The 13,529-nt window shown below is 71.6% G+C and carries 11 protein-coding genes; 8 read left to right on the top strand and 3 right to left on the bottom strand.

Annotation, left to right across the window (positions count from 1 at the left end; genetic code table 11):
- The first annotated feature begins 197 nt into the window (after positions 1-197).
- Complete coding sequence (locus ACIQMU_RS03365) at positions 198-2,102, top strand: SpoIIE family protein phosphatase (RefSeq protein ID WP_352240491.1); 1,905 nt, start codon at positions 198-200, stop codon at positions 2,100-2,102.
- 79 nt (positions 2,103-2,181) lie between these two features.
- Here ACIQMU_RS03365 and ACIQMU_RS03370 read toward each other — a convergent pair whose 3' ends face one another.
- Positions 2,182-4,419, bottom strand: coding sequence for a transglycosylase domain-containing protein (locus tag ACIQMU_RS03370; protein WP_402688130.1), 2,238 nt, complete (start codon positions 4,417-4,419; stop codon positions 2,182-2,184).
- 239 nt (positions 4,420-4,658) lie between these two features.
- On the opposite strand from ACIQMU_RS03370, the gene ACIQMU_RS03375 reads away from it, so the two are divergent.
- The 5 genes from ACIQMU_RS03375 (at position 4,659) to ACIQMU_RS03395 (ending at position 9,582) form a co-directional block, all read left to right on the top strand.
- Positions 4,659-5,630, top strand: a complete 972-nt coding sequence (locus ACIQMU_RS03375) for an SPFH domain-containing protein (RefSeq protein ID WP_402688131.1) — start codon at positions 4,659-4,661, stop codon at positions 5,628-5,630.
- The gene (locus tag ACIQMU_RS03380; protein WP_352240488.1) at positions 5,627-5,902 is read left to right on the top strand and encodes a hypothetical protein; all 276 of its coding nucleotides are present in this window, start codon (positions 5,627-5,629) and stop codon (positions 5,900-5,902) included. The genes ACIQMU_RS03375 and ACIQMU_RS03380 overlap by 4 nt, the downstream gene beginning before the upstream one ends.
- An 88-nt stretch (positions 5,903-5,990) precedes the next feature.
- A complete protein-coding gene (locus ACIQMU_RS03385) occupies positions 5,991-6,515 on the top strand; it encodes a PadR family transcriptional regulator (protein WP_352240487.1) in 525 nt (174 codons plus the stop codon).
- The gene (locus ACIQMU_RS03390; protein ID WP_352240486.1) at positions 6,512-7,198 is read left to right on the top strand and encodes an ABC transporter ATP-binding protein; all 687 of its coding nucleotides are present in this window, start codon (positions 6,512-6,514) and stop codon (positions 7,196-7,198) included. Before ACIQMU_RS03385 ends, ACIQMU_RS03390 begins: the two co-directional genes overlap by 4 nt.
- Positions 7,195-9,582 (top strand): ABC transporter permease, encoded by a 2,388-nt coding sequence (locus ACIQMU_RS03395; RefSeq protein ID WP_402688132.1) that lies wholly within the window; start codon positions 7,195-7,197, stop codon positions 9,580-9,582. The genes ACIQMU_RS03390 and ACIQMU_RS03395 overlap by 4 nt, the downstream gene beginning before the upstream one ends.
- A gap of 68 nt (positions 9,583-9,650) precedes the next feature.
- Here the strand turns inward: ACIQMU_RS03395 and ACIQMU_RS03400 are convergent, their stop codons facing one another.
- Positions 9,651-10,625: a LysR substrate-binding domain-containing protein gene (locus tag ACIQMU_RS03400; protein WP_352240484.1), complete on the bottom strand. Its 975-nt coding sequence runs from the start codon at positions 10,623-10,625 to the stop codon at positions 9,651-9,653.
- 132 nt (positions 10,626-10,757) lie between these two features.
- Here ACIQMU_RS03400 and ACIQMU_RS03405 point away from each other — a divergent pair, with 132 nt between their 5' ends.
- Both ACIQMU_RS03405 and ACIQMU_RS03410 read left to right on the top strand, forming a co-directional pair.
- Positions 10,758-11,312, top strand: a complete 555-nt coding sequence (locus ACIQMU_RS03405) for a peroxiredoxin (RefSeq protein ID WP_007452441.1) — start codon at positions 10,758-10,760, stop codon at positions 11,310-11,312.
- A 12-nt stretch (positions 11,313-11,324) separates the two neighbouring features.
- Entirely contained in the window at positions 11,325-11,858 is a 534-nt protein-coding gene (locus tag ACIQMU_RS03410) for an alkyl hydroperoxide reductase (protein WP_003966620.1), read from the top strand.
- A gap of 104 nt (positions 11,859-11,962) precedes the next feature.
- On the opposite strand, the gene ACIQMU_RS03415 is transcribed toward ACIQMU_RS03410, so the two are convergent.
- Entirely contained in the window at positions 11,963-13,399 is a 1,437-nt protein-coding gene (locus tag ACIQMU_RS03415) for an AI-2E family transporter (RefSeq protein WP_352240483.1), read from the bottom strand.
- Between the last annotated feature and the right edge of the window lie 130 nt (positions 13,400-13,529).

Below are 13,529 nucleotides of genomic sequence, written 5' to 3' on the forward strand. Positions count from 1 at the left end.
GTGCATGCTGTCCGCCGCCCTCTCGCCGCGCCCGCCGGAGGGATCGTCTGTCGGCCATCTACGCGGCGCTCGGTTTCGGCCCCTTCATCGGGGGCATCCGGTGACAGCCGTTGTTCTTCCCGCGCTTGCCGGGGCACAGTAGCGCCCCACGAGGCGACTGCCTCATACAACCGGCCCGGACGGACGGAATCCCACGCGTGACGGAGCATCCCACCTCCCACGAAGGCCGGCAGCCGCTCGCGGCCCGGCAGCAGGAGCGCACCCGCCCCCGGCAACAGGACGCCGCGGCGGCCGCCGCCGCGGCCGCGGTCCCGGCTCCGGCCGCCGCGCCGAACCCGGGTGCCGCGGCGGCGGCCGTCGCGGACGCGCAGGCCGCCACCCGCCGCGAGGGCGACCGGCTGCGCTTCGTCGGAGCGGCCACCCGGCGCATCGCCCGGGGCATAGACCTGGACGAGATCGTCCTCGGTCTGTGCCGGGCCAGCGTGCCGACCTTCTCCGACGCGATCCTGGTCTATCTGCGCGATCCGCTCCCGGTGGGCGACGAGCGCCCGGTGAGCCCCTTCGTCCTGCGGCTGCGGCGCAGCGACCGGCTGCGCGCCGCCGGCGAGGAGGGCGGCGAGGCGGGCCCGGAGACGGAACGGCTGCGTCCGCTGATCCTGGACCCGCAGGCCGACCTGATGCCCGCCGCCGAGCTGTGCGAGGTGCCGCCGGGCGGCGCGCTGGCCGAGGTGCTGCGGGGGGTGCGGCCGGTCTTCGGCGACTCCGCGGCGGCGCGCGCCGCGCTGCCCGAGCTGCTCGGCCCCGGGCGGAGCGTTCCCACCGGGCACCGGGCGATCCTCGCCCCGCTGCGCGGCCGGCGCCGGGTCATCGGGGCCGCGGTCTTCGTACGCGGCACCGAGCGGGCCCCGTTCGAGGCCAGTGACCTGCTGGTCGCGGCGCAGCTGGCGACGCACACCGCGCTCGGCATCGACAAGGCCGTGCTGTACGGGCGCGAGGCGTACATCGCCGACGAGCTCCAGCGCACGATGCTGCCCGACTCGCTCCCCCAGCCCACCGGAGTCCGGCTCGCCTCGCGCTACCTCCCGGCGGCGGAGACGGCCCGGGTCGGCGGCGACTGGTACGACGCGATCCCGCTCCCCGGCAGCCGGGTCGCGCTGGTCGTCGGCGATGTGATGGGCCACTCCATGACCTCGGCGGCGATCATGGGGCAGCTGCGGACGACGGCACAGACGCTGGCGCAGCTGGACCTGCCGCCGCAGGAGGTGCTGCACCATCTGGACGAGCAGGCGCAACGCCTGGGCAGCGACCGGATGGCGACCTGCCTGTACGCGGTGTACGACCCGGTCGCGCACCGCATCACCATCGCCAACGCCGGGCACCCGCCGCCCGTGCTGCTGCACCTGGGCGGGCGGGCCGAGGTGCTGGTGGTGCCGCCGGGCGCCCCGATCGGGGTGGGCGGCGTCGACTTCGAGGCCGTCGAGCTGGACGCCCCGGCCGGCGCCACCCTGCTCCTCTACACCGATGGTCTGGTGGAGTCGCGGCTGCGGGACGTGTGGACGGGCATCGAACAGCTGCGGGAGCGCCTGGCGGCGACCGCGCAGCTCACCGGGCCGGACCACGCGCCGCCGCTGGAGGCCCTGTGCGACGACGTGCTGGACATGCTGGGCCCGGGTGACCGGGACGACGACATCGCGCTGCTCGCCGCCCGTTTCGACGGGATCGCGCCGAGCGACGTGGCGTACTGGTATCTGGAACCGGAGGACGCGGCTCCGGGCCGGGCCCGCCGGCTGGCCCGGCGGGCGCTGAGCCGCTGGGGCATGGACGACCTGGCCGACGAGGTCGAGCTGCTGGTCAGCGAGGTCGTCACCAATGCCGTGCGCTATGCGGAGCGGCCGGTGACGCTGCGGCTGCTGCGGACCGACATCCTGCGCTGCGAGGTCGGCGACGACTCCCCGCAGCTGCCCCGGCAGCGCCGGGCGCGGGAGACGGACGAGGGCGGGCGGGGGCTGTTCCTGGTGAACCGGCTGGCCCGGCGGTGGGGGGCGACGCGTCTGTCGACGGGCAAGGTCGTCTGGTTCGAGATGGCGCCCCGGGGGCAATAGGCGCCCTGTCCGGGGCGGCGGGAGAGCATGAGTGCGGGGCGGGCACTGAGGCCCGCCCCGCACTCATGCCGTCATGGCCTCACTGCCCGAGAAGTCCGTTGCCTCCGGGCCGTTCACCCGGCTGGCCGTCGTCCTCCCCGGGCTCGGGCGGCAGCTCCGGGCTCTTGGTGACGGGCGGGGAGACCGGCGGGCTGCTGCTGCTGGACGGGGGCGGCGTCGTCGACGGGGTCTCGGTGGGCGTCTCGCTCGGCGTCTCGGAGGGCGTGTCCGACGGGGTCGGCTCCTGGGTCCGGGTGGGCTCCCCGGAGGGCGAGCCGGAGGGCGTCGGCGGTGCGGGCACCTCGCCGCGCTCCACGCCCTGAAGGTCGAACGTCTTGTCGGACCCGCCGCCGAGGGCGCCCAGCGTGTAGTCGGCCCAGATCCTGGCGGGGAAGCCGCCGCCGCTGGCGCGGCCGGAGTTGGCCGTACCGGTGAGGGAGACCTGCTTGCGGCCGCCGTCGCCCTCGCCGAAGAGGGCCACGACCGTGGTCAGTTCCGGGGTGTACCCGGCGAACCAGGCCGACTTGTTGTCCTCGGAGGTGCCGGTCTTGCCCGCCGCGTCGTAGGCGGGGGTGTTGGCAGCGCTGCCGGACCCGGCGTCGACGACCCCGGTGAGCGCCTCGGTCACGGTGTCGGCCGAGGCGCGGCTGATGGCCTGCTGCCGCTTGGGCTTCTCGGGGGTCACGGTGCGGTCGCGGTGCTCGGCGGCCTTGACGATGTGCGGGGTGACCTTCCGGCCGTGGTTGTCGAGCGTGGCGTACGCGCCCGCCATGTCCCAGGTGGAGGCGTTCATGGTGCCGAGGGTGACGGCGGGGCGCTCGGGGAAGTTCTTGTCCGGTACGCCGACGGCGAGCGCCGTCTCCTTCACGGCGGCGGGCGTCACGTCGACGATCATCTGCGCGAAGACGGAGTTGACCGAGCTGTTCATGGCCTTCTGCACGGATATCCGGCCGTAGCTGCGGTCGTCCTCGTTCTGCGGGGCGAACGGGGTGTCGCTGCCGACGACGGGCCGCTTGCTCGTGCCGTCGTACATGGTGTTGAGCCCGATCAGGCTGCCGTCCTGCGTCTTCGACTCGTTCTCCAGGGCCGAGGCGAGCACCAGCGGCTTGAAGGTGGAGGCGGGCTGGTAGTCCTGGCGGGTGGCGTTGCTGATGTAGTGCTTGACGTAGTCCTCGCCGCCGTACAGGGCGACGACCTCGCCGGTCTTCGGGTCGACGGAGGTGGCGCCGGCCTGGACGGTGGCGTCGACCTTGTTGCCCTCGCGGTCGAGCTTGGACTCCAGCTGGTCGTCCACCGACTTCTCCAGCGCCTTCTGGCGCTTCTTGTCGACGGTGAGGGTGAAGGTCCAGCCGCCCGCGTCGCGGTCCGCGGCGGAGACGCCCTGCTTCTCCAGTTCCTCGTTGGCGGCCTCGACGAGGTAGCCGGCCTGGCCCTCCATGCCCTGGGCGGGCTTGGGCTTGTCCGGGTAGGGGAACTTCAGGTCGGCCTTCTCGGACTCGGTCAGCCACTTCATCTCGACCATGTTGCGCAGGGTGTAGGCCCAGCGCTCCTTGACCAGCTTCTTGCCGGTGTCGGTCGCGGTGTTCCAGTCGTACTGGCTGGGGGCCTGGAGGAGGGAGGCGAGGTACGCGCCCTGGGAGACGTTCAGGTCCTTGGCGTCGACGCCGTAGTAAGCCTGGGCGGCGGCCTGGATGCCGCTGGCTCCGCGCCCGTAGTAGGCGGTGTTGATGTACCCGGCGAGGATCGTCTCCTTGGACTCCTGCTGGTCGACCTTGAGCGAGATCACCAGCTCCTTGAGCTTGCGGCTCACGGTGGGGTCCTGCGTCAGGTAGAAGTTCTTCACGTACTGCTGGGTGATGGTCGAGCCACCCTGCTTGCCCTTGCCCCTGAGAGTGTTGAGGAGAGCCCGGGTGGTGCCCTTGAGATCGACGCCCTCGTCGTTGTAGAACGACTTGTTCTCGGCGGCGACGAAGGCGTGCTGGACCTTCGTCGGAACGTCGTCCAGGTCGACGATCTGACGGTTGACGCCCTTGCCGGTACGGGCGAGGACCGTGCCGTCGCTGTACTGGTAGACGTTGCTCTGCCGCTCCGCCATGGCATTGGCGGCCGGAACGTCGACGTAGACGTAGAGCGCGCCGAACGCGCCCATGCCCAGCAGGACGATCCCGAAGAAGGCGCCCAGCAGCTTCTTCCACGTGAAGAGTCCGCGTATGCCGCCGCTCTTCGGGGCCCGGCGCGACTCCCGCGCCTGGGCTCGTCGCGCATCCGCTCGACCCATTGGTGTGTTGCTCCCGCTTCTCTGCTCGACCGGCCCGCTCGGTTTCCTCAGTTCACTCAGACCTGCCAGCTAACACCGCCGACAGGGACAAAAGACGAGCGATCCGGTCTTTTACGGACGTGACAATCAGCACCCACTCCCTAGGAACCGACTCCCCAGAGATGGACAAGGTTGCGGGAACCGTTAATGTGTAATCACATTGATAGCGCGGCGCGAGGCCGCACCGAACGGGGGATCCCATGACCGGACAGCACGTCGACCACCGACCGGAGACCGCGGCGGACGGCCTGACGACCGACGCGCCCGACATGCCCGCACCCCAGGTCAGGGAGGTCCCCGCACACTCCATACCGGGCGGCGTCGGACTGCTCCTGACGGTGCTCGGGGTGTTCGCGGGGGTCGGCCTCGCCATCGTCGGCGGGGTGATCGGGGCGGGCGGCAACAATGCGGTCGGCGTCCCGCTCTTCATCCTCGGGGTGCTGCTCGTGATCGCCTCGTTCTTCTGCATGAGCGGTGTGAAGATGGTCGCTCCCGGCGAGGCCCGGGTGATCCAGCTCTTCGGCCGGTACGTCGGCACCATCCGCACCGACGGGCTCCGCCTGATCAACCCGCTGACCTCCAGCCGGAAGATCTCCACCCGCGTCCGCAACCACGAGACCGCCGTCCTCAAGGTCAACGACGCCTACGGCAACCCGATCGAGCTGGCCGCGATCGTCGTCTGGAAGGTCGAGGACACCGCCCAGGCGCTCTTCGAGGTCGATGACTTCCTGGAGTTCGTCGCCACCCAGACCGAGGCGGCCGTACGGCACATCGCCATCGAGTACCCGTACGACGCCCACGAGGAGGACGGCCTCTCCCTGCGCGGCAACGCGGAGGAGATCACCGAGAAGCTCGCCGTCGAGCTGACCGCCCGGGTGAGGGCCGCGGGCGTCCTGATCATCGAGTCGCGCTTCAGCCACCTCGCGTACGCCCCGGAGATCGCCTCCGCGATGCTCCAGCGCCAGCAGGCGGGCGCGGTCGTCGCGGCCCGTCAGCAGATCGTCGAGGGCGCGGTGGGCATGGTCGAGATGGCCCTGACCCGGATCGCCGAGCAGGACATCGTGGAACTGGACTCCGAGCGGAAGGCGGCCATGGTCGGCAATCTGATGGTCGTGCTGTGCGGTGACCGCGCGGCCCAGCCGGTCCTCAACACGGGCTCCCTCTACCAGTGACCGAGCCGACGCCTCCCCGGCGGACACCGGCGTCCCGGTCGCGGCAGCGCAAGCAGATGCTGCTGCGGCTGGACCCCGCGGTGCACGACGCGCTCGCCCGCTGGGCCTCCGACGAACTGCGCAGCGCCAACGCGCAGATCGAGTTCCTGCTGCGGCGGGCGCTCGCGGAGGCGGGCCGGCTGCCGGGGGCGGCGCGCCCGATCGCCCGCCGGGGACGGCCTCCCAAACAGCCGCCGCAGGAGCCCGGATCCGACACCCGGAACACCCCGTAGCGCCCCGACCCCGGCCCGTGGAACTGGCCGGGGTCACTTTCCGGACGCGTATACACCGCAGGTATACACACCGTGTACAGTGCTCCTCATGTCTATCGGTCACACCCTCCTCGGGCTCCTGGAGTCCGGCCCTCGGCACGGTTACGACCTGAAGCGGACCTTCGACGAGAAGTTCGGCCAGGACCGCCCGCTGCACTACGGCCAGGTCTATTCGACGATGTCCCGGCTCCTGAAGAACGGACTCGTCGAGGTCGACGGGGTCGAGAGCGAAGGAGGCCCCGAGCGCAAGCGATACGCCATCACCGACGCCGGGGTCACCGATGTCTCGCAGTGGCTGGCGCAGCCCGAGAAGCCGGAGCCCTACCTCCAGTCGACGCTCTACACCAAGGTCGTCCTCGCGCTCCTGACCGATCGCAGCGCCGCCGATCTGCTCGACTCCCAGCGCTCGGCGCACCTGCGCATGATGCGCGTCCTCACCGACCGCAAGCGCAAGGGCGACCTGGCCGACCAGTTGATCTGCGACCACGCGCTGTTCCATCTGGAAGCCGATCTGCGCTGGCTGGAACTGACCGCCGCCCGCCTCGACCAGCTCGCCAAGGTGGTGGCCGCGTGATCCCCGAAGGCTCCCTGCTCGCCGCGCACGACCTGCGCAAGACCTACGGCTCGACGCCCGCCCTGGACGGCGCGTCGTTCTCCGTGCACCCCGGCGAGGTCGTCGCCGTGATGGGCCCCTCCGGTTCCGGCAAGTCGACCCTGCTGCACTGCCTGGCCGGGATCATCACCCCCGACTCCGGCACCATCGCCTACGCGGGCCACGAGCTGTCCGCGATGTCGGACGCCGAGCGCAGCGCCCTGCGGCGCAGCGACTTCGGCTTCGTCTTCCAGTTCGGCCAGCTCGTCCCGGAGCTGACCTGCGTGGAGAACGTCGCCCTGCCGCTGCGGCTGAACGGCGTCAGGCGCAGGTCCGCCGAGCGCACCGCCCTGGAGTGGATGGAGCGCCTGGAGGTCGACGACCTCCGGTCCAAGCGCCCCGGCGAGGTCTCCGGCGGGCAGGGCCAGCGGGTCGCGGTGGCCCGTGCGCTGGCGGCGTCACCGAAGGTGATCTTCGCGGACGAGCCGACCGGCGCACTGGACTCCCTCAACGGCGAGCGGGTGATGGAGCTGCTCACCGAGGCCGCCCGCTCGGCCAACGTCGCCGTGGTCCTGGTGACCCACGAGGCCCGGGTCGCCGCCTACTCCGACCGTGACGTCACCGTGCGCGACGGCCGGGCCCGCGACCTGGAGCACGCCGTATGACCCTGCTCGACGAGAAGCGGGCCCCGGCACCGCCGCGCCCGGCGCCGCCCTCATGGGGCGCGGTGACGCTCCGCGACTTCGGATTGGGTATCCGCTTCGCCGCGGCCGGGGGCCGCGAGGGCTGGATCCGTACGCTGCTGACCGCCGTCGGCGTCGGCCTCGGCGTCGCACTGCTGCTCCTCGCCTCCTCCGTACCGCATCTGCTCGACGAACGGAACGCGCGCGAGCAGGCCCGCAGCGAGGCGCCGGCCTCCGCCTCTCCCGGCGCGGGGGTGGAGAAGTCGGACAGCTCGGTGCTGCGGATCAACACGACCACCGATTTCCGCGACCGGACCGTGGGGGGCTATCTGATGCGCCCGGACGGTCCGACGCCCGTCCTGCCGCCGGGGGTCGCCCGTTTCCCCGGTCCGGGCGAGATGGCGGCCTCCCCCGCCCTGAAGGAGCTGCTGGCCGAGCCGCGCAGCGAACTGCTGCGGGAGCGGCTGCCGTACGCGATCACGGACACGATCGGCGACGCCGGGCTGCGCTCCCCCGGTGAGCTGCTCTACTACGCGGGCAGCGACACCCTGACCTCGGCCGGCGGGGGTCACCGGATCGCCGCGTACGGCGACGACCGCCAGGGAGACCCCTTCCCGCCGATTCTGATCGTGCTCGTCATCATGGTGTGCGTCGTGCTGCTGGCGCCGGTCGCGATCTTCATCGCCACGGCCGTGCGCTTCGGCGGTGACCGCCGCGACCGGCGGCTGGCCGCGCTGCGCCTGGTCGGCGCGGACATCCGGACGACCCGGCGCATCGCCGCCGGAGAAGCGCTGTTCGGCGCGTTGCTCGGGCTACTGCTCGGCCTCGGGTTCTTCCTGGCGGGCCGGCAGTTCGCCGGCGCCGTGGAGATCTGGGACTTCAGCGCCTTCCCGGCCGACCTGATGCCCGACCTCCGGCTGGCGGCGCTGATCGGGGCGGCGGTGCCGCTGACCGCCGTGCTCGTCACCCTGGCCGCGATGCGGTCCGTGGTGATCGAGCCGCTCGGCGTCGTACGCCGGGGGCGCGACCGGGGACGCCGCCTGTGGTGGCGGCTGCCGGTGCCGCTGGCGGGTCTCGCGGTGCTCGCGCTCTGGGGCCGGGTCGAGGAGTACGCGCCGGTCAACCCGTTCCCGATCATCACCGGCGCGGTGCTGGTGCTGTTCGGTCTCGCCCTGCTGCTGCCGTGGCTGGTCGAGGCGTGCGTGAACCGGCTGCGCGGCGGCCCGGTGCCCTGGCAGCTCGCCACCCGCAGGCTTCAGTTGAGCAGCGGGGCCGCGTCCCGTGCGGTCAGCGGGGTCACGGTCGCGGTGGCCGGGGCGATCGCCCTGCAGATGCTGTTCGCCGCGATGAACGCCGACTTCATCCGGATGACGGGCCAGGACACCTCGCGGGCCCAGTTCGCCGGATACTCCGAGAACGTCACGGGCGAGGGGGCCACCGCGGCCATCGAGCGGTTCCGCGCGACCAAGGGCGTGGAGGTGGTCATCGGCTCGGTGGAGGCGTTCGCGAGCAAGCCCGGCGACTACGGCGAGGACGACGTCCAGCCCACCACCTCGCTGACCGTCGGCACCTGCGAGACCTTGCGCGAGCTGGCCCGGATCGGCGCCTGCGCGGACGGCGACACCTTCGTCGTCCATCCGCGGGACGACAAGGACATGACCGCCTGGGTCGACGAGACCGCCCGCAAGGGCGAGGTGCTCGAAGTCGGCTCCGGGAAGAAGCCGATGCGGTGGACACTGCCCGCCGATTCCCGGACCGTGACGGGCCGCGAGGACCCGATGGGCGACCCCCACTGGGGGATCATGGCCACCCTCGGCGCGGTCGACGCGGGCGCTCTGCCCGACGCGACGATCACCACCCAGATCCGGGTGGACCAGAGTGTTCCGGACGTCGCCGAACACGTACGCAACACGGCGGCCGAGATCGACCCGGGCATGCGTTTCGTCACGCTCAATCCGGTCGAGCGGAACCGCCAGTACGCGAGCATCCAGACCGGCCTCCAGCTGGGGGCGACGGCGGTGCTGCTGCTCATCGCCGCCTCGATGCTGGTCTCCCAGCTGGAGCAGTTGCGCGAGCGCAGGAGGCTGTTGTCGGTCCTGGTCGCCTTCGGCACCCGGCGCTCCACGCTGGGCTGGTCGGTGCTGTGGCAGACCGCCGTGCCGGTGGTGCTCGGTCTGGCGGTGGCGGTCGCGGGCGGCCTGGGGCTCGGGGCCACGCTCGTCTGGATGATCCAGAAGCAGGTGTCCGACTGGTGGCTGTTCTGGCCGATGGCGGGCGCGGGCGGCGCGCTGATCGTGCTGGTCACCCTGCTGTCGCTGCCGCCGCTGTGGCGCACGATGCGCCCGGACGGACTCCGCAGCGAGTGACACCCGCACGACCCGCGTACGGCCGGGGCCTCTGGGAACAGGGGCCCCGCCCGTACGTCCGGGGCCCCTCAGGAGCCCTCCGCCACCAGCCGCACCGGCAGCGGCCGCATCGCCTCGCGCAGGGCGGCGGCCAGCTCCTCGAACTCGCCGCCCCGCGCCGATCCGCCGCGCATGGCCAGCGCCACCCGCCGGGTCGGCGCGGGGTCGGCGAAGTACCCGGTGGTCAGCGCCTCGTTGCGGCCGGTCTCCACCGTCAGCGCGGTCCGGGGCAGCAGGGTCACCCCGAGCCCTCCGGCGACCAGCTGGACCAGGGTGGAGAGCCCGGCGGCGGTCGTGGTCACCGGAGCACCCTCGGTCCGGCCGGCCTCGCGGCAGATGTCCAGGGCCTGGTCGCGCAGGCAGTGCCCCTCGTCCAGGAGCAGGAGCGGCAGTTCGCGCAGCGCGTCGCGGGGGATGTCCGGTCGGCCGCCGAGCCAGTGGTCCTGCTCCATGACCAGCACGAAGTCCTCGTCGAAGAGGGGGATCTCGCTCACCCCGGGGACCCCGAGCGGCACGGCGAGCAGCAGCAGGTCGAGCCGCCCGGCGGCGAGGCCCTCCAGCAGCGAGGACGTCTGCTCCTCATGGACCTGGAGGTCGAGGTCGGCGTAGCGCTCGTGGACCAGCCGGAGCACGGTGGGCAGCAGATACGGGGCGACGGTCGGGATCACGCCGAGCCGGAGCACTCCGGTGAACGGGGCACGGACCGCCTCCGCCTCCTCCATCAGCGCGGCGACGGCCTCCAGCACCGCCCCGGCCCGCACGGCGAGCCGCTCCCCGGCGGGTGAGAGCAGCACCTTGCGCGTCGTACGCTCGATGAGCTGGACACCCAGTGCCTCCTCCAGGGTGGACACCGCTCCGGAGAGTGCCGGCTGACTCATCCCGATTGCCGCCGCCGCGTCCCGGAAGTGCAGATGTTCCGCCACGGCCGTGAAGGCGCGTAGCTGCGACAGGCTGGGCTGCTTGGTGTGCTGCTTGGGGCGTATGCCCTGATTCCCCTGGCCCACTGATAGGCACCTCCGATCATCTCGACCGAGTGTAGCTATTTCCGTGATCAATGCACTCTGTGCCAAGGTGGGACCCGTCCAACCCTCAGGAACGCCCCTAAAAGGGAATTCCAGACGTTGCAAGGAGAGCGCGTGCTCACTGTCGGTGACAAGTTCCCCGAGTTCGACCTGACCGCTTGTGTTTCGCTGGAGAGCGGCAAGGAGTTCGAGCAGATCAACCACAAGACCTACGAGGGCAAGTGGAAGATCGTCTTCGCGTGGCCGAAGGACTTCACCTTCGTGTGCCCCACCGAGATCGCCGCCTTCGGCAAGCTGAACGAGGAGTTCGCCGACCGGGACGCCCAGGTCCTCGGCTTCTCCGGTGACTCCGAGTTCGTGCACCACGCCTGGCGCAAGGACCACCCGGACCTGACCGACCTGCCCTTCCCGATGCTGGCCGACTCGAAGCACGAGCTCATGCGTGACCTCGGCATCGAGGGCGAGGACGGCTTCGCCCAGCGCGCCGTCTTCATCGTCGACCAGAACAACGAGATCCAGTTCACGATGGTGACCGCCGGCTCCGTGGGCCGTAACCCCAAGGAGGTCCTGCGGGTCCTCGACGCCCTGCAGACCGACGAGCTGTGCCCGTGCAACTGGACCAAGGGCGAGAACACCCTCGACCCGGTCGCGCTCCTCTCGGGCGAGTGAGCTGATACCGACATGGCTCTCGACGAACTGAAGTCCGCCATACCGGACTTCGCCAAGGACCTGAAGCTCAACCTCGGTTCGGTCATCGGCAACAGCGACCTCCCGCAGCAGCAGCTGTGGGGCACCGTGCTGGCCTGCGCGATCGCCTCGCGTTCGCCGAAGGTGCTGCGCGAGCTGGAGCCCGAGGCGAAGGCCAACCTCTCCGCCGAGGCGTACACCGCGGCGAAGTCGGCCGCCGCGATCATGGCGATGAACAACGTCTTCTACCGGACCCGGCACCTGCTGTCGGACCCGGAGTACGGCACGCTCCGCGCGGGCCTGCGGATGAACGTCATCGGCAACCCGGGCGTGGAGAAGGTCGACTTCGAGCTGTGGTCGCTCGCCGTCTCCGCGATCAACGGCTGCGGTCAGTGCCTGGACTCCCACGAGCAGGTGCTGCGCAAGGCCGGCGTGGACCGTGAGACCATTCAGGAAGCCGTCAAGGTCGCTTCGGTGATCCAGGCGGTCGGTGTGACCCTCGACGCCGAGGCCGTACTCGCCGAGTAGTGACACCGCACCACCCCTGATACGAGAAGAGCCCCGAGGACGACCGACCGTCCCCGGGGCTCTTCTTCTCGTTCCGCTGCGCGCCTCCCGCTACGGGACAGCCCTTAAGGGTTGTCCCTCGATTCCCGCGGCGGCCGGCCTTCCTGCCCGTCGTCGCCCGGGGCGTCCTGGGGCGCCAGGGCGGGGTGGGGCTCGGACGGGGCGCTCCCGGCGCCCGGGGGCGCCGCCGTGGCGTGCGCGGGGTTCATCGACAGGGCGGTGGCCCCGTGGTGCCCGCCGCCGTCGCCCGGGGCGCCCGACCCCCCGTACGTGCGCAGATAGCCGACCACCGTATTGGTCACGGCGACCAGCGGTACGGCGACCACCGCCCCGCCGATGCCGGCGACGAGACCGCCGGTCGCCACCGCGAGGACCACGGCGAGCGGATGGACCCGGACCGCGCGGCCGAGGATGAACGGCTGCAGGATGTGGCCCTCGATCTGCTGCACCGCCAGGACGACCACCAGCGCCCACAGCGCGGTCCACACCCCTTCGGTGACCAGGGCGACGACCACCGCGAGCGCCCCGGAGACCACGGCGCCGACGAGGGGGATGAAGGCGAACAGGAAGATGAAGACGGCCAGCGGCACCGCGAGCGGCACATTGAGGATGTAGAGGCCGAATCCGATGAAGATGGCATCGATCAGGGCGACGAGCACCGTGCCGCGCACGTACGCGGTCAGGGTGCGCCAGGCGCGCGGCCCCGCGCCGGCGACCCCGGGGCGGGCCGCGGCGGGCACCAGCTTGAGCGACCACTCCCAGATGCGCCGGCCGTCGTAGAGCAGGAAGAGGGTGGAGAACATCGCCAGCAGCAGCCCGGTGAGGAACTCCACCATCACGGTGACGCCCTGGAGGCCGGCGGAGGTGATCTCCTCGGTGTTGGTGCCGATGGTGTCGTTGAGGTTCTTGGCGATGTCGTTGATCTGCGACTCGGTGACGTGGAAGGGGCTGTCGAGGAGCCAGCGCTTCAACTCGTCGATGCCGTCCCGGACCCGGTCGGAGAGCGTGTCGAGGTTGTCCATCACCTGCCACACCACGAACCAGCCGACCAGGCCGATGACGACGAACCCGAGGACGGCGGTCACGGCGGTGGCGAGCCCGTGGGGCAGCCCGAACCGCTTGAGCCGGACGACGGTCGGCTGGAGCATCGCGGTGACGAGGAGCGCGGCGGCGAAGGCCAGCACCACGAGCTGGACCGCGCTGATCACCCGCATCAGCACCCAGAGCGTCCCCGCGAGGACGAGGAGGCGCCAGCCGGCCTCCGCGGCGACCCGCATCCCCCAGGGGATCGCCGCGACCGGATCCGGCTTGGCGGCGACCGAGGGGGCGTACGAGGGCGGCGCGGGCACCTGCCCGGGGTCCTCGGCCTCGGCGACGGCGGAGGACTCACGCGCCGCGAGGGGGTCGTCGGCGGCCGCGCGTGCCCGCCGCTCGTCCAGTCGCGCGCCCAGCTCCGTCAGTTCGGACCCGAAGCGGCCCAGCCAGCCCGGCAGTTTCGACATGCTCTCTTTCCTTCCCCCATTTTCGCCGCCCAGCGCGCCGCGGCCTGTCCAGGCGCTTCGCGGAGCCCCCGGATCGCCGGGATGCGACCGTACACGCGCGAGGCCCCCCACCGTCTGGACGGTGAGGGGC

This window comes from Streptomyces sp. NPDC091649 (assembly GCF_044756785.1).
Taxonomy (GTDB): domain Bacteria; phylum Actinomycetota; class Actinomycetes; order Streptomycetales; family Streptomycetaceae; genus Streptomyces.

Excerpts from the sequence above, each read along its gene's own strand:
- ACIQMU_RS03370 (WP_402688130.1), bottom strand. The coding sequence starts at position 4,419 with ATGGGTCGAGCGGATGCGCGACGAGCCCAGGCGCGGGAGTCGCGCCGG.
- ACIQMU_RS03375 (WP_402688131.1), top strand. The coding sequence starts at position 4,659 with ATGACCGGACAGCACGTCGACCACCGACCGGAGACCGCGGCGGACGGC.
- ACIQMU_RS03385 (WP_352240487.1), top strand. The coding sequence starts at position 5,991 with ATGTCTATCGGTCACACCCTCCTCGGGCTCCTGGAGTCCGGCCCTCGG.
- ACIQMU_RS03395 (WP_402688132.1), top strand. The coding sequence starts at position 7,195 with ATGACCCTGCTCGACGAGAAGCGGGCCCCGGCACCGCCGCGCCCGGCG.
- ACIQMU_RS03410 (WP_003966620.1), top strand. The coding sequence starts at position 11,325 with ATGGCTCTCGACGAACTGAAGTCCGCCATACCGGACTTCGCCAAGGAC.
- ACIQMU_RS03415 (WP_352240483.1), bottom strand. The coding sequence starts at position 13,399 with ATGTCGAAACTGCCGGGCTGGCTGGGCCGCTTCGGGTCCGAACTGACG.